Consider the following 21,323-nt stretch of genomic DNA (forward strand, 5'->3'; position numbering starts at 1 on the left):
TACTAAACAATATCTACTCAACGCAAATTACAACAAACGCAGTAACATAATCTTGATCATCACTTAGAGAAAGGTGTATCTTGTAGTCTTTCGAGATGAAATCCTTTGTGATAGCAAGATGTGGTTTTCCCCTGATATTACTGTATATTTCTATATCTTTCATTATAATTCCCTGGCTGAATCCAGTGCCTAGCGCTTTAACAAAAGCTTCCTTTGCAGCAAAGCGCTTAGCAAAATACTTTGCTTGCATTTCGTGACTATTATACTTTCTACTTAGCTCTATTTCTTTTTCAGTGTAGATTCTATTGAGAAATTTTTCCCTGTATTTTTGTAATATTCTCAATATTCTGGGTACATATACTATGTCAGTGCCAATACCGTATATCACTTTGCGCTAAAACGATTTATTGCTTCTTCAATTTGCATTTCTTCTATCTCTCCAGTTGCTCTATTTTTTACTTCAACTATATTTTCACTTACTGCTTTCCTTCCGACAATTATTTGCCATGGCAAGCCTATCAGATCCATTCTAGCAAATTTCACTCCTGCACTTTCGTCCGTATCATCATAAAGCACTTCATCGCTTTTCAAAGCTTTGTATATTTTATCTACAGCCTCCACTACTTTCGTTTGTAAATTAATTAAACCAACTTTAAAAGGAGCTACTGCCTCTGGCCAGATAATTCCTTTATTATCATGAGAAGCTTCTATTATTGCACCAACAAGCCTTGAAACCCCAATGCCATACGAACCCATATGTATATTGACATTTTTTCCATCTTGAGAGGTAACACTTGCCTTCATAGGCTTCGAATATTTATCACCAAAATAAAAAATATGCCCTATTTCAATACCCTTACTAACATTTAACTGTTCTTGCGGTATAGGACAACTTTTGGGATCATGCATATCGTCTGCAACTGCATATATGCTCTTCAGACTTTCAATATCTTCACTCTCTAGTAGTTCAGAAAATTTATTGTCATAATATAAAGTGCTCTCACCGGTGCTTGCCAATATATGAAATTCATGACTTAAATTTCCTCCAATTGGTCCTGTATCTGCCCTCACTCCAATTGGAGTAAGTCCCATGCGTTTGAAGATTTTTATGTAAGTTTTATACATCAAATTATATGAATTCAGTGCACCTTCGTAATCTACATCAAAACTGTATGCATCCTTCATCAAAAATTCTCTGCCTCTCATAACGCCATAACGAGGTCTTACTTCGTCACGAAACTTCCACTGAATTTGATATAAACAAAGTGGCAAATCTTTGTAACTTTTTACTGTATTTCTAATCAAATCAGTTACCACCTCCTCATGTGTTGGACCAAAAAGCATATCGCTTTCATGCCTATCTTTAATACGTAGCATTTCTTTGCCGTAATCATCGTAACGTCCTGACTCTCGCCAAAGACTTGCTGGCTGCACACAAGGCATCAACACTTCAATAGCACCAATTTCATCTCTGATAATATTTTCAATATTTTTAAGTACCAAAAGGCCAAGCGGTAACCAAGAATAAATTCCAGATGCTGTCTGCTTGATTAAGCCCGCACGTAACAAATATTGATGAGAAATAATTTCAGCACCAGCAGAGGTTTCTTTTAAAGTTGGCAGGTAATATTGAGATAAGCGCATTTGATAAATCTGATTGTACTAAGTAATCTTAATACAATCAGACCTGTAGGTAAACTTATTTAAAAAGGAAAGAGAGAGGAGCAGTCTTCTAAGAAGAAATAGAAGCTGTCTTAAACCTCAAGACCTTCCTTCATCACTTTTTTACTACAGCAAATTATCAATGTTTTGGTATAGAGTAATCAGAATTTAGTGTTAGCTATTTTTATGATAACCTCTCTTAGACAATTGATATTTTACAGTGTTTTTGGTAAAATAGTAGCTTAAGGCTTAGAATAAAAGTTTATGAGTGAAGCACAAGGTCCAAATATTGCAGAATGGCAGGCACAGCAGCAACACCAGGAAGCCGCTAGTGAAAAAAGTGGTTTCGGTCTTGGTCATAGTGACTCTGTTGCAACAATTGTGGATGGAATGAAGTGGATATTCAACTTTCATGAAGGAGCAATTGCTGCTTATAATAATGTGTTTGAAGGTTTGGTTAGTGGTAGCAGTCTAGTAACTTTATTTGGGAAATCAGGTAATATGTTTGGCATAAAATTTCTTGAAAACCTTGCGGAATATTTTTCAGGTGGAGGTGGAGAAGATATGCCATCGGAAGGAATGGATATGGATCACGGTGATGGAGGACTTAATCCAGATGATTATCCCCACGCTAGCAATGAAATGGCTCATAGTGCTGATGGTTTGCATGACATGCATGATGCAGGTGATCATCATGGCCAATCTTTTTCACCTGGTTCTTCACCGTCTGTTGGTGATGACCATGAACTTGGTTACTAAATAACTAAGAAGATTTTATTGTAATTAGTGAAAAAAGTTTCAGTTTTAGGATCAACAGGAAGCATTGGAAAAAAGACTGTAGATTTGCTCTCAAAGAGAAAGGAAGAATATCAGGTGGAGGCACTTAGTGCCCATTCGAATTTTAATTTACTTGCATATCAAGCAAAACTGCTTAATGCAAAATATGCTGCCATTTCTGATGAAAGATTCTACAAAGATTTAAAAGAAGATCTACTTGGTACAAACGTCAAAGTAGAAGTTGGTGCTCCAGGTCTAGCAAATGTTGCTTCTCTACCTGTTGATCTCTCAGTTATTGCAATAGTTGGCATTGCAGGCCTTAAGCCAGTCATGCAGACCATAGAAAGCGGTACTAAAGTTATTGCTCTAGCAAACAAAGAGAGTATTGTTTGCGGTGGTAAGTTACTACTTAAAAAAGCTAAAGAAAGAAACGTACAAATAATCCCTATTGACTCTGAACACAACGCAATTTTTCAAGTTCTGCAAAATGATGATAAATGTGTAGAAAAGATTATACTCACTGCCTCTGGTGGACCATTTTTAAATTATAGCCTTGAACAATTAAAAAGTATTACAGTAAATCAGGCACTAAGTCACCCTACTTGGAAAATGGGAAAGAAAATCTCAGTTGATAGTGCAACAATGATGAATAAAGCACTAGAAATAATAGAAGCATATCATTTGTTCAATATCAGTCCAAATAGAATTGAAGCAATAGTGCATCCTGAATCGATAGTACATGGCATTGTAGTTTACCAGGATGGGTTTAGCTTTGCTGTGCTTGCAGAAACTGATATGGAAATTCCCATTGCATATGCTTTGTCTTGGCCAGAAAGATCAACTTTGAACTACAAGTTAGACTTAACAAAACAAAAAAAATTGACCTTTCAAGAACCAGATCATAAACGTTTTCCTGCACTAAAGCTCAGTATGGAAGTGTTGAATTCTTCTTCTCCACATACAAACAGTATTGTTTTGAACGCTGCAAATGAGGTAGCTGTTAATGAATTCTTGAAATCACGAATCGGTTTTTTAGAAATATTAGAGGTGGTAAAATCAACAATAGAAAATTTTGACAAGTACTCTGATATTAACTCACTATCCGACATAACAAGTATCGATTTTGAAAGCCGTATTATTGCCAACAAAATTATTGAAAGTAAAGGTATCCGTTCAGCAGAGTGATAAAATAAGGTAGACGAGAAAAGACAACTATAGGAATAAATGGTCAGTACGTAACACTGGAAAATTTATTGCAAACAAGACAACATTTTCGATCAAAAAACTGGATTCCAGCATCAAGTGCTGGAATGACACCATAATACCTACTGGAAATTGCCCTCCGTTGTCATGCCAGTGCTTAGACACTGGCATCCAGATTCCATAATGTCATCCCAGTGCTTGACACTGGGATCCAGAAAAATTTACAAGTAAACTGAGCTTATGCTAAATTCAATGAGATTAAATGAAAACCAGCATCAAGTGCGGGAATGATACCTTACCTGAACAGATACATCACTAGCACGTTCGTTCGCAATGACTTGAGGGAAGTTTACATCGTTAAGAACTGTATTTGCTCTATACAGATAACTACCCCCTATTATAAAGAACAGCAATGCAGCTGCAGCAAGAGGAACTGGGTTATCAACTGTGAAACATAGACCAGCAGCAAGTGCTCCAGTTAACAAAAAAGCATAAGCACAATTACTTTTTTGAGTGGTTGGTTCTAAAATCTGATTCCTTTTCTCTATCTTTATGAACTCTGGTTCTATTACTTCCTTAACATATTCTGCAATACAATCTCTTGGACTTTTGTTTTCATAGTTTTTAATACCAGTTTTGATATTTGGATGTGTAAGTAATATTTTTACCATGTCTATATTTCCCAACTCGCAAGCAATGTGTAAAGCTGTGTTTTTTTTCTTCTTACCGGTCTCAATTTCCTCCTTTACACGAGTAAAAGTGTCAGGTAAAAATGCTCTACTAACAGATTGCTGATTATCAAGGTACACACAACCCCTCTCACCCATATCTACTACTTCTCTCCCCTCAAATTCGTACACTGGATAACCATCATGTTCCTTTGGTCTTCTCTCAATAACAGCTTGCTTGCTTTTAATATTTAAATCGATTTTTTTATGTTCTACAAGCAACTTAGCCATAAGCTCTAAATATTGATGTTCCTCGTTATTACTAGTAACAAAAGCTGAAGTAATGCACATCAAAGGTGTCATCCCATCCTCAAAAGCGTTAACATTCGCTCCTTCTTTCAATGCTTGTTGAAAATGATTCCAAGCTTCCTCAGGTGTTATTCTTTCACCACTAGCATTTTGCAATTCAATAGCTTTAAACAACTTTCTTGTTGCTTCACTTGTACTAAACATTTTAACCCCCTATCACAACAAACTTGATAAAATTATACATAGAAAAAATTAAAATATCAACTATTAAGCTAATGATCCAGAATATACTCCTTCGTTAAAGGAGACTGAGCATTTTCAAAGATTTCTTGAGTACTTCCGAATTCAACAATCTTGCCATTGCAAAAGAAAACTATGTTGTCAGCTAATTTTTTAGCTTGCTTCATCGAATGAGTTACCATAATTATGGTGAATCTCAATTTCAACTCTTGTATAAGGTTTTCGATTGCATTGGTTGCCATTGGATCAAGAGCAGAGCATGGTTCATCCATTAGTAAAATAGTTGGCTTTACTGCAATTGCACGAGCAATGCATAATCTTTGTTGCTGGCCACCAGATAAATTTAGTGCACTATCTTGCAATCTATCTTTCAACTCTTCCCATAAACCAACCTTAGTTAAACTACTCTCTACTATTTCATCTAATTTTTGCTTATTTTTCACCATTCCATGCAACTTAGGCCCATAAGCAACATTATCATATATTGACTTTGGAAAAGGATTGGGTTTTTGAAATACCATACCAACTTTTGCTCTGAGCAATACAACATCCATATCACGTGAATATATATTACCCAGCCCATCGATTACCAGTTCACCAGTCGCTCTACATCCAGGTACGTAATCATTCATACGATTAAAACAACGCAAAAATGTCGATTTACCGCACCCAGAAGGTCCGATAAAAGTTGTGACTTTCTTTTTGCAAATATTCAAATTTATATCGAATAAAGCTTGTTTAGAGCCATACCAAAGATTTAAATTTTTAACGAAAGCGTATTTATCGCTCATACTAAATCCTGCATTGAATAAAGTCCTGGTATTTCCTTTTTATTCTCGTACAACCATATTGCTGCCTGAACCGCCCCTCTAGCAAACGTTGTACGATCAATTGCTTTGTGATTTAATTCTATTCGTTCATCGGAATTGACAAACATGACGCTGTGATCTCCTATTACTCCACCTCCACGAGATACTGCAAAGCCTATTCCTCCTTTCCTTCTTATGTTTGAATTATTATGTGAATATTGATTGAGCTCAAAATCCACTTTTGCAGCGTTAGCAACTGCTTTACCAAACTCTATAGCTGTTCCAGATGGTGAATCCTTTTTTAAATTGTGATGCATTTCCCAAATTTCAACGTCATACTCATTACCTAAAAGCTTGGCAGCTTCTTTTACCAATTTCAGCAACACATTAACTCCTATACTCATATTTGCTGACCATAATATTGGAACTTTAGCAGCATATTCTTTTAAATTTAGACCTTCTATTCCAGTTGTGCCACTAACTAGCGGTTTTTTAAATTTCACGGCCGCCTTAAGGCAGTTTAGCATACATTCTTTAGTTGTAAAATCTATTACAACATCGGACGATTCAAATACCTCACTAATAGAACTTGTAACTTTGATTCCTAAATTGCAATTATTGCCTACAATAGGCCCAATATCTAAGCCTATATACTCACTGCCCAAGCGAGCAACAGCACCTGCTATTTCCACTTTGGTATTCGTAATTAATTCATTGAGTATTTTCTTACCCATTCTGCCTAAGCAGCCTATTACTCCAACTTTGATTTTCATAAAGTTTTTTCCACTATGTTAGGCTTTTTTTGAAGCTTTGTCATCTTTATAAGCTATAGCATAACTTTATGAACACTGCCCAATGCCTTACGCTGACAAAACTCATTATGAAATAGCTATACATCGATGAATCTATTGAAAATTGATACGAGGAAGATACAAATTGTGATTGTAACCAATCAACTTTATCATATGGAAAAAACATACAAAGAAAAAAAGAGCACCAAAGTTGGTGCTCTTTTGTGAAGGGTTTGTTTTAATAATAACCGTTTCCTACTTTGCTCGGATTAGAGATATAATATATTTGTGCTTCTGGTTCTCCAGTTATTGAGCGAGATTGATTACAAAAGTCCTCTGGTGCATCATGAAACTCCTCTGATTCAGTAGTCACTTCCTCAGAGTAAGATCAGATAAATCTTCTCTAAACTTAGAAAGAGATGCAGTAAAAGCATTTATTAACTCTTGTTTTTTTCTTCAATAGTAGTTTTACCTGAAGATTGTCCTTGCTGTGATATACTTTGTTTCGCAACACTTATTTTACTTTTTTTACTACCAAACAGCCGCTTACAGCCTGATGAAATTTTTCTTGCAATCCATGAAATTCCTATGTGATCAGCAATCCACTTAAAAAAGTTTTTTATTTTTTTAAACATATTTTACTCCTTAAATTAATAATTTTATTATTATATAAAAAGCATGGTAAGTCAACTATTTTATAAAATAATATAAAGTTTTAGTACTTATTTGCAATTTTCAACAATTTAATAGCGCTGGTATTTACAACCTCCCCACCGACACGCTTAGTGACAAAAAATCTAACATAAGGTTTGTTTGTATAAGGGTCTCTCAATATTCTCATTCCTCTGTTATCTACGATCTTATAAGCTTGTTTGAAATCCGCTACTGCAATCATTGTAGGTAGCATATCAGCAGATTGATATACTGGTATTCCCATTAAAGTATCTGGAGTTTTAAGCGATAAACTCGGCTGCCAAAGATACTGACCTGTTTCAGATTTTAGTAGCCTTACGTCCTTTAACGTACTCCTGTTCATCAAAAATGATGCATTTTTAGAGTAATGTTCATTTAGAGAATAGTACAATATCATTATGGCGTCGCTGTCTAGCTTATCAGCTTTAATTTGCTCTATCTTATTATGACCATTTCCATTTTCGTAAGTTAAAATTCCTTTAGGCTGAAAAGTGCCATCACCTTTAATAAAGGCTTCATTCTCTTTCTTACTGAAAGTTTCGGCAACCTTTTCCACAAGCCAACTTTCAACATTGACAAATGCATCATCGAGCAATTTTTGTGATATTTGCGGCTGAGCATAGAGCTCATAAGTTGTGATGGAAATCTTTTGAATTTTAGGTGTACTTGTGTCTTGTGCAAAATCATACTTGGATTTATAGCCACCATCTTCGTCGTCTACTACTTCACCACTCCAACCTGCACCAGCACGGTCACAATCTTCTATAATATAATCCAGCGTTTCAGTAGAGATTCTTTGATTGGAACATATCTGCCGCATTGGAGATGAATCAGCTATACGCTTGTTTATGCGTTTTACAATATGAGGAGTAACTAAATACCCTCCAATATCATTGTCATCTCCACTTAGGGTTTTGTGTGATAATCTACTTTCCATTCCCTTGCGGATATAATCAGAAAAATATTTATCACCTGTGTTAAAATCTGTGCTAATCTCTGGACGTTGAGCTGAGGTTTCAATAAAATCTAGGCGCTCTTTGCAATTATCAATATTACTATTTATCTTGCATAGCTGTTCGATCGTTGCAGGTCCTTTGCTTTCGATTTCTTTTAGTTTGCGATCATTTATTAATTTAAATTGCTCCCATGATGAAGCGAGTTCATTAACACGGTGAGCGATATCAGTAAGTGACATAATAGCCTCCTTTAAAAATAAAATTAGAATAGTATTGTAATTTGAAGGTAATCTTTAATCTCAGTACCTTTTCGTTGTTATGCAAACTGCATTCAGAAAAAAGACCGGTGAATGGCAGCTTAGTATAACTCAAACGCTTGTTTACAATATGGATCCCAGTGCTGGGAGGCGCCCTTATGGTAAACAACGTTCATACAACTGTATACGTATAATGCTCGTACCTGCCATTCACCGGTCTTTTTTCTGGATTCTAGCATTGGCTTCATGGTAGATACAAATGAACGCAAGCTACTTGGTAACAAGAGAAAAATGATACTGATTACTTATTGAAGTAAAAAAAGTAGTGTAGTGTTACACCACGCTAAGTATTATACTTAATTGTCAGCACTATACAGCATCCATTTTTTTGTGTCAAGCACTTTTTTTTGCTGCGTATCTATTCAGGAGAATGTGCAACAAAGTACGTAGCTGTTTGCCAAAACAACAAATGGTATCCTGTGCTGGGATCCATTTTTCTATCATCACCAGAAACGTTGATTACTTTTATACCTGTAAATTTAACTGGATCCCAGTGTCAGGGCACTGGGATGACAGGAGAAAAAGGCCTGTATCGGCTACTTCGATGACACTCACAGCCCTGTCATTCCAGCGCGTGACGATGGAATCTAGAAAAAAAAGAAAAATGGTCAAGCATTGGGATGACACCCATTTAGTTATCTTTTCTCGTCTACCTTGTTTTGCCACCCTGCTGAACGGATACATACCGTTTGTTGCTTTTACCATATTCTACCTTATCTGCCCTGCTTCAATCAAAAAAAGATTTCAATATTAACTCTGCACTACTTGCGGGATTGTCACTTTTTGTGATGGGTCTACCAATTACGATATAATTCGCTCCTGAATTTATTGCTTCTTTTGGTGTTGCTGTCCTTTTTTGATCATCATGACCTCGATTCATACGGATTCCTGGAGTAATAATTTTAAAGTCTTTACCACATTCTTGGCGCACTTCTTGAGCTTCTAGTGCAGAGCAAACTATTCCATGTAACCCAATCTTTTTTGCAAGCTTTGCCAGCAAAATTACCTGTGATTTCGTTTCTCTTGCCACTCCAAGCTCGCTTAGATCTTCATTGCTCAGGCTAGTTAGTACTGTTACTCCAATTAGCTTTATTTTCTTTCCTTGCACTATACTTAGCGCTTCTTGAAGCATTTTTGTTCCACCACTGATATGCAATGTTAGCATTTCAACATCTAGAATCTTGATTGCTTCAATCGTTCTAGCTACAGTGTTTGAAATATCATGCAATTTTAGATCTAAAAAAATTGGTACATTGCATTTTGCAACTTCTCTCACTCCAGAAGGACCATGTGCAGCAAAAAATTCTAACCCAAGTTTTACCATGCCAACCTTATCACGCAGAGCATTAGCTAAAGATATAGCTTTATTCAAATCTTGTGTATCTAGTGCGCATATTATTGGGTTCATTATCTTGTATAATTTTTTTTATAATAAAGCTAGTTATTATGTTTTGCAAATACCTTCACTCTGATTAAGTTCATAAGATTCTGTTAATAGTGAATTTGGCGATTTGGTTGGGGTGGCAGGTAGTGATTCATATCTAAGATCTCCCGGTAAAGTTTCTTCTAATGGTCTATAATCTTCACCTGGCGTGAATTGCACAAGTTGCCCTAATATAAATTTTATTTTCTGAGTCTCTCCTAATATTATTTTTTTGCTATAATCTTTAATTGTTTCATTTTCTCTTATCGATTCTTCTATCTTATCTATCACATATTGAAGTTGTTTTATTTGGCTGTCTCGCTCTAAAAGTGAATTTCTTAAATTTTTCACTTCGTTATTACAATCTTGTCTTATTCTGTCTAACTCAAAAGATTGATTTTTAATTAAACCATCTGCTTTATCTAGCTCTTCAAATTTCCTTTTTAATTCTTGAGATAAGTTTTTATTTTTCTGATTAATTTCTTTAAATTTACATTGTAATTCACCTAATTCTACACAAAGTTCTTCTTGCCTTTTATATAATTCTTCTTTTTGTGTATATAGCATATGTTTCTCTTTACGTAATTTGTCTATTTCTTTAGATAACTCCTCTTTTTCTTTAGATAATTTCTCTACTTCCTTATATAATTCTTCATATTTATCATTGTCTATTTTTCTTTTCAATTCGATTATGAGTTTTTTCCTCTCAGTTAGATTAGCTTCTTTTTCCTGTAACTGTTTACACAAATATGAGATTTTATGGAGTAGTTCTTTTTCTTGTGCAGCAAGCTCATCTTTCTCCTTCGTCACTTTTTCTAATTCTTCTGTTATTCCAATTATATGAATAATTTTTGCTTCTAATTTCTCCTCCAAAGATTTTTTTTCTTTAAGAAAAGATTTCCTCTCAGCTTCTATTTTTTGACCAAATTTTCTTCCTTCCTCGTATAAATTGTGCTTTTCTTGAGTCAACTCACGCTCTTTGTGAGCAAATTCCTTTCCCACTTTTCTAGTGTCAATAATTATTTTATACAAAATCATAAAAGCCAAAACAGATAATACAGCTAAAGCGAGAATTAAAGAACTAGGTACATTAATAAGCGCTAAAGATGTAAGTAATGTAAGAGTAGCCAGAGAACTAGCTATAAAATAAAATGTATTATATTTATTAAGTAAATTGCTCATAACTTATACACAAAACTGCTGCAGTTTTGTGTATATTGATTAAAATTGTCTTACTGTAGCTTATCTACTGCATATATGTAACATTTATTGTATCTTCTAAAGGTGATAAATTAGTGCTGCTGATACTTGTATTCAAACTAATTTAACATATAAAATCAATGTAAATCTATATCCACTATGTATTTCTCTTCTTCAGTTTCAAGCTTAGACTGCATCCACTCTATTGTTTCCACATTGCAAACTGCCTGCAAATCATCCTGTGCAGACTGATCCAACTTATCCTCTTGTACGCTTGCTTTTATCATCAACTTTTTTATCAGATACTTAACTGATACATTATTATCTGCTTTTACTTTCCTGACGAGGTTTAATATCTGCACAAAATTATCTCCCATTTCCTCAAAATGCTTATCATAGATCAACTCTTCCTTACTAGGCCAATTACTTTTATTGTGCACGGAATTATAACTATACAACTGATGATATATTTCTTCTGTGATGTATGGCAAAAATGGTGCAAATAACCGCAAAATAATATTAAGTACATATGCCAAACTCTGTTTCGCACTCATGTTTGCCTCGCTGTCCAATGCATCTCCATATGCACGTTTTTTAACTAACTCTAAGTAATTATCACAAAAATCTTTCCAAAAAAATTCTTCTATTGCGCTCAAAGCTTCGCAGTATTCAAACTGTAATAGGTTGTTCGTCGTTTTTTCTATCACTTTATATAATTTGGACAATATCCACTTATCCATCGTCTCGCTGATAGAATTTATGCTCAATACTTGGTGTTTTTCCATGAACATGGAAACAAATTTGCTAGCATTCCAAAGTTTCGTAACGAGTCGTTTGCCAATTTTGAAGATATTTTCAGAGTAGACTGTGTCAACTCCAAGTCTTGAGTTTGCTGCCCAATAGCGTACTACGTCAGCTCCATAGGTTTCAAGCATTACATGAGGAGTGATGATGTTACCTTTTGATTTACTCATCTTTTTTTTATCATTAGCTAAACACCAACCACTAATCATGATATTTTTCCACGGCAGTGAATCTGCATGATAATGCGCCTTCAAAATCGTATAAAAAGCCCAAGTTCTTATTATCTCATGGCTTTGGCTGCGTAGATCTGCAGGAAATATCTTGTCATACCGATGGCTTGGTAAACTGAGCTCACTGTTTACTGCTAGTGCACTTAGCTGAGGAGTGATCGCACTTGTTGCCCAAGTATCCATCACATCTTGATCTGGAACAACCTCTTCTTTACTATATCCTTTCGGCAAACCTTTTAGTGGATCTATAGGTAAATCCTTTACTTCAGCTAGAATGATTTTGTCTTCTTCTCCCTTACGTTTTGAATACCAAACTGGAAATGGTACACCAAAATAACGCTGTCTTGAAATGCACCAGTCCCAGCTTAATCCTTCTATCCACACCTCCATGCGTTTACGCATAGATTCTGGATGCCAGCTACACTTTTTTACTTTATCTAATACTTGAGTTTTTTGCTCTAAAGTCTTGATAAACCATTGATAAGTAGGCAATATCTCAAGTGGTGCACCAGATCTTTCTGCGCACTTAACAGAATGAGAAATGTTAGTGCTTTCTATTAAAAGGCCCTTTTCAGTTAGGATTTCAATTATTTTCTTTCTTGCTTCTTTTACTTTTAGTCCGTTTATTTCACTATAGATTACAGTGTTAGCTACTTGAATGACACCAGCATGCAGGTCCATTCTTCCATTCTGATCGATGATAATTTTCATCGGCAAGTTATGCTTTTGCTGCCAATATATGTCGAGCTCATCACCAAATGTACAGCACATCACAAGTCCAGTACCTTTATCTATTTTTACCTTATCATCAGCTATTATTGGAACTTTTGCTCCTGTCATTGGCACTATAGCTGTTTTCCCAATCAGCTGAGTGTAGCGTTCATCCTCTGGATGACAAAAAACCGCAACACATGCTGGAAGTAACTCAGGTCGTGTAGTTGCAATCTTGATCTGCTCATTTTCTTCAGTGAAAAAAACTATTGTATTTAAAGATGATTCAAAGACTTTATCCTCTATTTCCGCTTGCGCAATTGCAGTTTTATCAACTGGGTCCCAAAGAATGGGTTGCATTTTCCTGTAGGCATACCCTTTGTTATATAGATCAATGAATGACATTTGAGAAAGTGTCACAGCTTCTTTACTGATTGTGTGATACTCTAAATTCCAGTCATAACTAATACCGACTGATTTAAACAACTCCTTAAATTCTTGTTTTGACTTTTCAATGACTTCATGACACATCTCTATAAATTTTTCTCTGCCAACTTCTTTTGCACGGGTTTTATAGGTTTGCTCAACTAACCTTTCAGTCGGAAGACCATTATCATCAAAACCAATTGGATAAAATACATCTTTTCCCAGCATACGTTGAAACCTTGCAATAAAGTCCGTATGGCAATAGCTAAATATATGACCAATATGCAACTTTCCAGATATCGTTGGTGGAGGCGTATCTATAGTGAAAGTATTATCCCTTTCACCATTCCATTTATAAACTTTACTTCCTTCCCATAATATGTTGTATTTGTCTTCAATTTCCCTAAAGCTATACTTTTCTTCTAACATAAATATTTCTCAGTTTTAAGCTTTAAGTTAGCACAATTGAGCAAATACAGCAATTTTAATGTCTGCCATTTAGTTTATAATGCAAAATTTTCTTGATTTTAGTTTTTTATGTATTACACGATAAATTTTTAGTATTGAGGTTTATTATGCCTGATTTTGAATTTTCTGATTTACAAGATCTTGTTAATGCTCTATACGATTCATACTATTTACCCTCCAACGGAAAGATAAAATTAGCAGAATTGCTTGAAGACGTGCTGGAATTAGAAGGTAAAAAAAGCCCAGAAGAGGCAATAGCTACATTGAAAGATAAAATAAGAAATGAACTAAAAAATGAAATGAGAAGTGAAATGAAACAAAAGATAAATAAATTTAAGCAGCTAGAGAATGAAAATATAGAATTAAAAGCTGAAAAAAATAAACTAAATACTCAAATCCAGCAGTTACAGCAAGAAAAGAAAATATTAGAAACCAAAAATGAAGCAACTGGACAACTAAGAAAAAAAACAACATACATCGCTACTGCTAGTACTTGTTTTGCTGTTGGGTTAGTAGTATATACTGCACTTGAACATACAACTAAATTAGATATATGGTTAATGGTTAGTATAGCAGTAGTACCTGCACTCATAGCTACTAGTCTGACATACTTAGCACTTAAACCTAGTTCTCAAGTAAGTGAAACGCAAGAACCACAAGGAGTAGCAAATAAGAATTCAGTAGCTTGATATAGTTTTTTTCATTTCACTGCCTTTCCAAATTTGAAGCAGGTTGTTTGAGCCATAGTACAAAGTAAATATAGTAATTTTACACTAAAATTTTTAGTTTTGTTTCTGTGGGTTAGTTGGTACGAGCCTTGCCTTTAAGAAGATGTAAAATCACAATTATTACGAATAACATTCCACCAATAACTGATATAGCTCCACCCGTAATAAAACAAGCACGTGCCAACATTGATGAAATACTTGGCAGATCTGCAACTTTTCTTAAGGCACCATACCCACCAAGCCAAACAAGTCCAGTAATGTGGAAAAAATGTCCCAAGCTATATGCATAAATCTGTAATCTTACTATGGAGCTTTTTATTTCTTCACAGTCCAATTTTGGTAACAGCCAGTAGACAAAATTCATAAAAGCTATAGTAATACCAACCACAGAACCGTGATAATGCGCAGGAATGATAACATTTCCTTCAATAGTTAGCACTCCAAGTACACCTCCATAAATAAACAATACAAACGAGAGGAGCAGATAACTGCCCTTATCATTGAGCAGAGTTTTTATGTTGCAATACACTAATATTGTTAAAAAGCACGGCAGAACTGCTCCAGCAATTCTCATATGCCAGGTAAAAAACTGTATCAATTCAGCACTATCTACCGAATAAATAAAGTATATAAACGGCGCACCTACGGCCAAAACTGTGTTTATAGATAGTGGTAAAATGGTAATTTTATTTAGACTAATATAACGAGCATTCAGTATGGTCAAATAAACTAAAAACATTGCTTGAGCAAAAGCAAACTGCAGTAAATGTCCGCCTCCCCAAAAGAGATATTCATAAAATAAATTCTTGTTTGAATGATATAGACCTGGAGGCATATTTTTATGTGCTAAAACAACACAAAGAAATGATGACACAAGTATAATGACCAAGCCAATTTGTCCGATTGAAAGATATGAGTCTTGTTTATTTGATATGTAGGCTAGGGCTGCATTTATCAATATGCTGGTAATGAAAAGACTGAGTCCAAGTAAAAATAATTTGTTTTGTAATACGGGAATATAGTTACTTTTGATAACTTCAGTGTTTGGAACAAATGCGGATATAAACATCAGCAGCATAGAAAGGGTTGATAGAGCCCATAAAAAATTGAGCCATTTACTGGTATTTTGTAGGTTTATAACAAAGAGCAGAGATATTATAGAGCACATCCACACCAAAATTGACAAATTCACATGTATCACCAGTGCATTATCAAAAATATATTGTGCGGAGGGAATGAGAGAGGAAATGAAAGGCAATCGTAGAAAGATAACAATTATTGATAGCAAACCAGAGCAAGCAAGGGCACATACTGCCAAGAATACCCATTGCCTACAAAGTGGAGCGTTATCTTGTATGTTGAGCATTTACTTTTAGGTACTATAGCATAAGACAGTGTACATTTTTCAAATTGATATGCATAGTTTAAATGAATGACATTACAACAATATCTTTCATCCTGAAAATGCTGCGTCCATTTCCATTTCATATTGTGGTAGTATTACTGACAGCGTTAGTCTGGGCTATCGAATGTGTTTTAATCAATACTTGATAAAAATTATTATAGTAAGAGCATCTTTACATAATGGCATGACATTACGTTAATGCTTTTGATCCACAATTAAGAACATTTTCGTTGTGATTTAGGTTTCTAGTATGTATATTAATGAATCTTGTTTTCACTAAATAATGAAAATAATAATTGTCATGATAATGTTATTGTATAGTAACTATACAATGGCAAGCGAACGAATAAGTTTAATAGATAAAAAATCATCTCAAGGATATGTAGCTCCAATACTTACAGAAAATAGCATTATTTTACCAGACAAGCACGGTACCTTATATTCCTTTGATATCGATAACCCAAGAGTTATAAATTGGAAATTATACCTCTCAAGTAGAAAAAAAATTGGTAATATGAGTCTATCGAGCTACAAAAAAAATGTTTTCTTTGTAGTGAATAACATTCTACACACAATAGACGCAAAGACAGGGGAGATTCAATGGGAAAAAGAATTGAGGGCTCCGGCAAGAGGGAAAGCAATAGTAATAAACAATAAGTTGGTAGTATTGACTATTGATAACTATCTGCATGCATTTTATATAAAAGATGGCAGTCCCATTTGGGCTTATCAAAATGGTATAAATGAGGTTCGAGGTTTATATTCCATCTCACCAGCAATCTCTAATGATAAAATAATAGCACCATTTTCAAATGGTGAGTTAATAGCTTTTAATGAAGAAGGTAAAAAATTATGGAGCCAAAAATTAGCTACAAATCTTTTAGATACACAGCTTACAGATGTAACTACTACACCTAGAGTACACGATAACATCTTAATAGCTACGAGTAATTCTTATATTTATGGCATTGATGTAAAATCAGGAAATATCTTATGGTCAAAACCACTGCAAGTAAAAAGTGTATCAGACATAGAGTCATATTATAGCCCTCTTATTCCTGCAGAGAAACAAAAAGAAGGCGGAAGAATTTTTATAGTGACTAAAGATAATAAAATAATCGGCATCGATATACAAAGTGGAAAAACAGTCTGGACGTCTGATTTAATAGAAAATGTGCAATTGTTTGCTCCAATTATGTATGCTCATACGCTTTGGGTAACAAGTAATAAAGGTTCAATATTTGCTTTTCCTGGATCTGAAAGTACAAGAAAGGTAATTAAAATACCTGGTAATGTGTTTCACACTCCAGTGTTTACTCACGATAAGATATACATAACAACTGAAGGAAATGGTGTTTATTCTTTAGAAAATAGGTTTGTTTTTTATGACTGATTACGATTTGATTGTTATAGGTGGTGGTCCAGGTGGTTACAAATGCGCTATTGCTGCTGTAAAACTTGGACTCAAAGTTGCTTGTATAGACAAAAATAGCATTTTTGGTGGCACGTGTTTGCGAGTTGGGTGTATACCATCAAAAGCATTACTCCATTCCTCTTATCAGTATGCTAGCGCGAAAAATAATCTATCAAAGCTTGGTGTAAAAGTTAAGGATGTAAGTTTTGATCTAAAAGAAATGCTAGATTATAAAGATGCTAGAGTTCAGGAACTTGGAAAAGGCATAGAATATCTGTTTAACCTTCATAAAATCACTAAAATCAATGGCCTTGGAAAAATTACTTCTTTTGATCAAGGCAATCTTGAAATTTCAGTTGAAGGTAAGGTACTGAAGACAAAAAATATAGTAATTGCAACTGGTTCTGATGTTAGTTCTCTTCCAGGAATTGACATCGATGAGAAGAATATTATTTCATCGACTGGCGCATTATCTCTTACTGAAGTGCCAAAAAAACTTGTTGTAATTGGAGCCGGGGCAATAGGACTTGAAATGTCTTCTGTGTGGAATAGGCTAGGGTCTGAAGTTACTGTAATAGAGTTTTTTGATAGAATCGCTGCAGCAGTGGATGGCGAACTAAGTAAGTCTTTACTTTCTAGTCTACAAAAGCAGGGAATAAAATTTTTACTCAGCACAAAAGTTGAAGAGATAAAACAAAGTAGTAACTCTTTGAGTGTGAAAGTTTGCTCTGTAAAAGATAATCAAACAAACACTATAGAGGCGGATAAGGTATTGGTTGCAGTAGGACGCAAACCATGCTCTGAGGGTCTTGAAAAAATAGAAAAAGACAGTCGTGGCTTTATTAAAGTCAATAGTAGGTATGAAACCAATGTAAAAGGAATATTTGCTATTGGTGATGTCATTGGCGGAGCAATGCTTGCTCACAAAGCTGAGGAAGAAGGGGTGGCAGTTGCAGAGATACTAGCAAGGCAATTGCCTCACGTTGATTATGAAATCATACCGTCAGTCATTTACACCCACCCTGCAGTTTCTTCAATCGGTAAAACTGAAGAAGAACTAAAAAGTGCTGGTCGAAAGTATAAAGTTGGTAAATGTCAATTTGCTGCAAACGGTAGAGCAAAAGTCACTGACGATGCCGAGGGATTCGTGAAAGTTCTGACTTATAGCAAAGCAGATACAATACTCGGTGTACATATCATAGGAGCATATGCTGATACGCTAATCAATGAAGCAGCGGTTGCAATGGCATATGGTGCAGCAGCAGAGGATATATACAGAATTTGTCACTCTCATCCTGATATAAATGAAGCCTTTAGGGATGCGTGCATTGATGCTTTCTTTAAAAAGTAACTGTGGACCTCGGTTCAATCATTGAAAAATGGTATGATTGGCTAAAGTACAACAGGTCTTACTCACCAAACACTTTGGAGTCATACATGAGGGACCTCAAGGATCTTATAAGTTTCCTAAATACTCACATTGGTGAAGAAGTAAATGTTGGCTCTTTAGAAAAATTAAGCATACCTGAACTGAGAAGTTGGTTTACCTCTCGTTATGCAAGAGGTGTAAATGCGAGATCTAACACTCGCGCATTGTCAGTAATCAGAAATTTTTTCAAATATATAAAAAACAATTATGAAATAAATAATGAAGCGGTATTTTCTTTATCAAGGCCAATTCAGAGAAGAACTCTACCTAAAGCACTTTCAATATCTAACATAGAAACTCTATTGAAAGAAATGAAATTGCCTGATCTAGGCGAGCCTTGGGTGGTAAAAAGAGAAATTGCAATTGTCGTTCTGCTATATGGTACGGGTTTAAGAATCACTGAAGCATTGAATCTTAAGGTTAGTGATATTAGCAATGAAAGTTTAATAGTAACAGGTAAGGGAGATAAACAAAGGCAGGTATTTATTCTTCCAGTAGTAAAAAAGTGTATACAAAAATATATAAAAGCTTGTCCCCACTTTGACGAAGCGGGACATCTTTTTGTGGGGGTAAGAGGAAAAAAATTGGGAAGAACTTATGTTGCTAATCGTTTGCAAAAAATAAGAAGATTTTTAAACTTACCAGAAATTTTATCTCCACATGCATTTCGCCATAGTTTTGCTACTCATTTGCTTCAGGAAGATATTGACATAAGATCAATACAACAGCTGCTTGGCCACTCAAGCCTTGAAACTACTCAAGTTTACACTCACCTAAATTATCAAGATGTCTTTAATATGTATAAAAACTTTCAGAAGAGTTTGAATAAAAAATCGAAATCTTAACTTCGTCTTAAATCGATAATATTGCCGAACTGAGTGCTTGCAACATCATTCAGTACTGTACTTGCTTTATATAAGCAATAGTGACCAGCAGAGGAAAAAGCAAAAACGTTTTGCAAAAGGTTGTGAATGAAAGAGAATAGAAAGCAGAATTTAAATTAGAATCTATGTAAAGAAACAAGTCAAGCAAATAGCAAAAGATCTGGGACCGTACACCTAGGCACTCAATTTTAATTTTTCACTCAAAACCAAGTTTACGACATCAGGGCTGGCTTTTCCTTTGGTGGATTTCATGACTTCACCAACAAAGAACCCATACAATCTTGTTTTACCACCCTTATATTCTTGAACTTTATCTTGGTTGTCATTGATGATTTTATCTATTACCTCTGAGATTTGATATGTGTCAGTTATTTGCTTGAGATCCTGCTCTTCTATAATAACGGATGCAGGCTTTCCAGTTTCAAACATAATATCAAAAACTTGTTTACCAAGTTTAGCAGAGATCGTTCCATCGACGATAAAGTCGAGGAGCTTGGATAAAGCATCTGCTTTAATTGGGGAGCTAACAATATCAATATTTGCTTTGTTTAAACGACCGAAAAGCTCGACGGTTAGCCAGGTAACTGCAATCTTTGAATCGTGCTTTCTTACCAATTTTTCAAAATAATCGGCAATTTCTTTATCAGAAGTGATAACATCTGCATCGTATTCATTTATACCTAATTCATTAATGTACCGCAGTTTTTTTTGATCTGGTAACTCGGGTAAAGATGATTTAATAGAATCAATTTTGTCTTGGCTTATTTCAATAGGTAGCAAATCAGGTTCAGGGAAATATCTATAGTCACTTGAATCTTCTTTGCTTCTCATCACTTTTGTTTTTCCTAAAGTGACATCAAACAATAAGGTATCTTGACTTATTTCTCCTCCGCTTTCCAGAATTTTGATTTGCCTTTGTGCTTCATAATCTATAGCTTGTACAATATAACGTATTGAATTTAAATTTTTTATTTCACAGCGAGTGCCAAATACGCTACTACCCTTTGGGCGAATGGAAACATTTGCATCACAGCGAAGTGATCCCTTTTCCATATCACCATCACATGAACCGATATAACGCAAAATCTGCCTCAATTTTTTCATGAATTCTGCAGCTTCTGCAGATGAACGAAGATCTGGCTCTGAAACAATTTCCATTAAAGCAACACCTGCACGATTTAAATCTATGTAAGTTTTGCTTTCTTCATGAATACTCTTTCCTGCATCTTGCTCTAAGTGAATTCTTGCGATTCTTATTTCTTTTTCATTATTATTGATAAAAACTTTGCCATTTTTAACTATTGGCTCAAAGAACTGGGTTATTTGATAACCTTGTGGTAAATCGGGATAAAAATAATTTTTCCGGTCAAAGTAAGAGCATTTATTAATTTCTGCAGAAATTGCAAGTCCGGTGCATATTGCTTGCTCTATGCAGCTATAATTTAATACTGGTAGTGTACCTGGCATTGCTGCATCAACTAGAGAAACTTGAGTATTGTGCTCAGTGCCAAATTCCGTTAGTGAACTAGAAAATAGCTTTGTCTTAGAAGAAACCTGAGCGTGTACCTCAAGTCCAATTACTGTTTCCCAGTTTTCTTTTGTCATGTATTTTATTCAATTAATAACTTTATATTCTGCAAACTAGCGCAAAAAGTCAAATAAAACTCATTTAACCTATGATCCAAGAGCGGTGTATATCAATAATATAAGAGTTACTACAGTTTCTATTGACTAGGATGTTATATAATAAAGTTAAGTGCTGCCAAAAAATATCTA

At 34.8% G+C, this 21,323-nt stretch carries 19 protein-coding genes; 6 read left to right on the top strand and 13 right to left on the bottom strand.

The genetic code is table 11. The features are described from left to right. Nucleotides 1-13: 13 nt before the first annotated feature. A complete protein-coding gene (locus LEM02_RS04900) occupies nucleotides 14-388 on the bottom strand; it encodes a holo-[acyl-carrier-protein] synthase (RefSeq protein WP_226080190.1) in 375 nt (124 codons plus the stop codon). Further along, the gene (gene proS / locus LEM02_RS04905) at nucleotides 385-1,644 is read right to left on the bottom strand and encodes a proline--tRNA ligase (protein WP_226080193.1); all 1,260 of its coding nucleotides are present in this window, start codon (nucleotides 1,642-1,644) and stop codon (nucleotides 385-387) included. The genes LEM02_RS04900 and proS overlap by 4 nt, the downstream gene beginning before the upstream one ends. Before the next feature lie 282 nt (nucleotides 1,645-1,926). Here proS and LEM02_RS04910 point away from each other — a divergent pair, with 282 nt between their 5' ends. After that, complete coding sequence (locus LEM02_RS04910) at nucleotides 1,927-2,421, top strand: hypothetical protein (protein WP_226080195.1); 495 nt, start codon at nucleotides 1,927-1,929, stop codon at nucleotides 2,419-2,421. Between the two features lie 27 nt (nucleotides 2,422-2,448). After that, a complete protein-coding gene (gene dxr / locus LEM02_RS04915) occupies nucleotides 2,449-3,624 on the top strand; it encodes a 1-deoxy-D-xylulose-5-phosphate reductoisomerase (protein ID WP_226080197.1) in 1,176 nt (391 codons plus the stop codon). Nucleotides 3,625-3,917: 293 nt separating this feature from the next. Here the strand turns inward: dxr and LEM02_RS04920 are convergent, their stop codons facing one another. From LEM02_RS04920 to LEM02_RS04955, 9 genes are all read right to left on the bottom strand, one after another. Next, nucleotides 3,918-4,823, bottom strand: coding sequence for an ankyrin repeat domain-containing protein (locus tag LEM02_RS04920; protein WP_226080198.1), 906 nt, complete (start codon nucleotides 4,821-4,823; stop codon nucleotides 3,918-3,920). 68 nt (nucleotides 4,824-4,891) lie between these two features. Next, the gene (gene pstB / locus LEM02_RS04925; RefSeq protein WP_226080201.1) at nucleotides 4,892-5,650 is read right to left on the bottom strand and encodes a phosphate ABC transporter ATP-binding protein PstB; all 759 of its coding nucleotides are present in this window, start codon (nucleotides 5,648-5,650) and stop codon (nucleotides 4,892-4,894) included. Then, nucleotides 5,647-6,441 carry a 4-hydroxy-tetrahydrodipicolinate reductase gene (gene dapB / locus LEM02_RS04930; RefSeq protein WP_226080202.1) on the bottom strand — a complete coding sequence of 265 codons (795 nt, stop codon included), beginning with the start codon at nucleotides 6,439-6,441 and terminating at the stop codon, nucleotides 5,647-5,649. Before dapB ends, pstB begins: the two co-directional genes overlap by 4 nt. Nucleotides 6,442-6,697: 256 nt before the next feature. Next, nucleotides 6,698-6,832 (bottom strand): hypothetical protein, encoded by a 135-nt coding sequence (locus LEM02_RS06720; protein WP_255586168.1) that lies wholly within the window; start codon nucleotides 6,830-6,832, stop codon nucleotides 6,698-6,700. Nucleotides 6,833-6,896: 64 nt separating this feature from the next. After that, nucleotides 6,897-7,094, bottom strand: coding sequence for a hypothetical protein (locus LEM02_RS04935; protein ID WP_226080203.1), 198 nt, complete (start codon nucleotides 7,092-7,094; stop codon nucleotides 6,897-6,899). Between the two features lie 80 nt (nucleotides 7,095-7,174). Next, nucleotides 7,175-8,347 (bottom strand): phage major capsid protein, encoded by a 1,173-nt coding sequence (locus tag LEM02_RS04940; protein ID WP_226080204.1) that lies wholly within the window; start codon nucleotides 8,345-8,347, stop codon nucleotides 7,175-7,177. Between the two features lie 805 nt (nucleotides 8,348-9,152). Next, nucleotides 9,153-9,833, bottom strand: a complete 681-nt coding sequence (gene pyrF, locus LEM02_RS04945; RefSeq protein ID WP_226080206.1) for an orotidine-5'-phosphate decarboxylase — start codon at nucleotides 9,831-9,833, stop codon at nucleotides 9,153-9,155. Between the two features lie 36 nt (nucleotides 9,834-9,869). Further along, nucleotides 9,870-10,886: a hypothetical protein gene (locus tag LEM02_RS04950; RefSeq protein WP_226080208.1), complete on the bottom strand. Its 1,017-nt coding sequence runs from the start codon at nucleotides 10,884-10,886 to the stop codon at nucleotides 9,870-9,872. Nucleotides 10,887-11,185: 299 nt separating this feature from the next. Continuing rightward, complete coding sequence (locus LEM02_RS04955) at nucleotides 11,186-13,648, bottom strand: valine--tRNA ligase (RefSeq protein WP_226080211.1); 2,463 nt, start codon at nucleotides 13,646-13,648, stop codon at nucleotides 11,186-11,188. A gap of 146 nt (nucleotides 13,649-13,794) precedes the next feature. Between LEM02_RS04955 and LEM02_RS04960 the strand changes: the two genes are divergently transcribed. Continuing rightward, entirely contained in the window at nucleotides 13,795-14,376 is a 582-nt protein-coding gene (locus LEM02_RS04960; protein ID WP_226080213.1) for a hypothetical protein, read from the top strand. Nucleotides 14,377-14,488: 112 nt separating this feature from the next. Here the strand turns inward: LEM02_RS04960 and LEM02_RS04965 are convergent, their stop codons facing one another. Next, nucleotides 14,489-15,781: a cbb3-type cytochrome c oxidase subunit I gene (locus LEM02_RS04965; RefSeq protein WP_226080215.1), complete on the bottom strand. Its 1,293-nt coding sequence runs from the start codon at nucleotides 15,779-15,781 to the stop codon at nucleotides 14,489-14,491. A 322-nt stretch (nucleotides 15,782-16,103) separates the two neighbouring features. Here LEM02_RS04965 and LEM02_RS04970 point away from each other — a divergent pair, with 322 nt between their 5' ends. From LEM02_RS04970 to LEM02_RS04980, 3 genes are read left to right on the top strand one after another with little or no spacing between them, the layout of a single operon-like run. Next, the gene (locus LEM02_RS04970) at nucleotides 16,104-17,213 is read left to right on the top strand and encodes an outer membrane protein assembly factor BamB family protein (RefSeq protein ID WP_226080217.1); all 1,110 of its coding nucleotides are present in this window, start codon (nucleotides 16,104-16,106) and stop codon (nucleotides 17,211-17,213) included. Next, a complete protein-coding gene (lpdA, locus tag LEM02_RS04975; RefSeq protein ID WP_226080219.1) occupies nucleotides 17,206-18,585 on the top strand; it encodes a dihydrolipoyl dehydrogenase in 1,380 nt (459 codons plus the stop codon). Before LEM02_RS04970 ends, lpdA begins: the two co-directional genes overlap by 8 nt. A gap of 2 nt (nucleotides 18,586-18,587) precedes the next feature. Then, entirely contained in the window at nucleotides 18,588-19,508 is a 921-nt protein-coding gene (locus LEM02_RS04980) for a tyrosine-type recombinase/integrase (protein ID WP_010401376.1), read from the top strand. Nucleotides 19,509-19,721: 213 nt separating this feature from the next. Here the strand turns inward: LEM02_RS04980 and gatB are convergent, their stop codons facing one another. After that, entirely contained in the window at nucleotides 19,722-21,152 is a 1,431-nt protein-coding gene (gene gatB, locus LEM02_RS04985; RefSeq protein WP_226080221.1) for an Asp-tRNA(Asn)/Glu-tRNA(Gln) amidotransferase subunit GatB, read from the bottom strand. Nucleotides 21,153-21,323 lie beyond the last annotated feature (171 nt).

Source organism: Wolbachia endosymbiont of Tribolium confusum (assembly GCF_020405475.1).
Lineage (GTDB): Bacteria > Pseudomonadota > Alphaproteobacteria > Rickettsiales > Anaplasmataceae > Wolbachia.

Excerpts from the sequence above, each read along its gene's own strand:
- proS (WP_226080193.1), bottom strand. The coding sequence starts at position 1,644 with ATGCGCTTATCTCAATATTACCTGCCAACTTTAAAAGAAACCTCTGCT.
- LEM02_RS04910 (WP_226080195.1), top strand. The coding sequence starts at position 1,927 with ATGAGTGAAGCACAAGGTCCAAATATTGCAGAATGGCAGGCACAGCAG.
- LEM02_RS04920 (WP_226080198.1), bottom strand. The coding sequence starts at position 4,823 with ATGTTTAGTACAAGTGAAGCAACAAGAAAGTTGTTTAAAGCTATTGAA.
- pstB (WP_226080201.1), bottom strand. The coding sequence starts at position 5,650 with ATGAGCGATAAATACGCTTTCGTTAAAAATTTAAATCTTTGGTATGGC.
- dapB (WP_226080202.1), bottom strand. The coding sequence starts at position 6,441 with ATGAAAATCAAAGTTGGAGTAATAGGCTGCTTAGGCAGAATGGGTAAG.
- LEM02_RS04935 (WP_226080203.1), bottom strand. The coding sequence starts at position 7,094 with ATGTTTAAAAAAATAAAAAACTTTTTTAAGTGGATTGCTGATCACATA.
- LEM02_RS04940 (WP_226080204.1), bottom strand. The coding sequence starts at position 8,347 with ATGTCACTTACTGATATCGCTCACCGTGTTAATGAACTCGCTTCATCA.
- pyrF (WP_226080206.1), bottom strand. The coding sequence starts at position 9,833 with ATGAACCCAATAATATGCGCACTAGATACACAAGATTTGAATAAAGCT.
- LEM02_RS04950 (WP_226080208.1), bottom strand. The coding sequence starts at position 10,886 with ATGATTTTGTATAAAATAATTATTGACACTAGAAAAGTGGGAAAGGAA.
- LEM02_RS04955 (WP_226080211.1), bottom strand. The coding sequence starts at position 13,648 with ATGTTAGAAGAAAAGTATAGCTTTAGGGAAATTGAAGACAAATACAAC.
- LEM02_RS04960 (WP_226080213.1), top strand. The coding sequence starts at position 13,795 with ATGCCTGATTTTGAATTTTCTGATTTACAAGATCTTGTTAATGCTCTA.
- LEM02_RS04965 (WP_226080215.1), bottom strand. The coding sequence starts at position 15,781 with ATGCTCAACATACAAGATAACGCTCCACTTTGTAGGCAATGGGTATTC.
- LEM02_RS04970 (WP_226080217.1), top strand. The coding sequence starts at position 16,104 with ATGAAAATAATAATTGTCATGATAATGTTATTGTATAGTAACTATACA.
- lpdA (WP_226080219.1), top strand. The coding sequence starts at position 17,206 with ATGACTGATTACGATTTGATTGTTATAGGTGGTGGTCCAGGTGGTTAC.
- gatB (WP_226080221.1), bottom strand. The coding sequence starts at position 21,152 with ATGACAAAAGAAAACTGGGAAACAGTAATTGGACTTGAGGTACACGCT.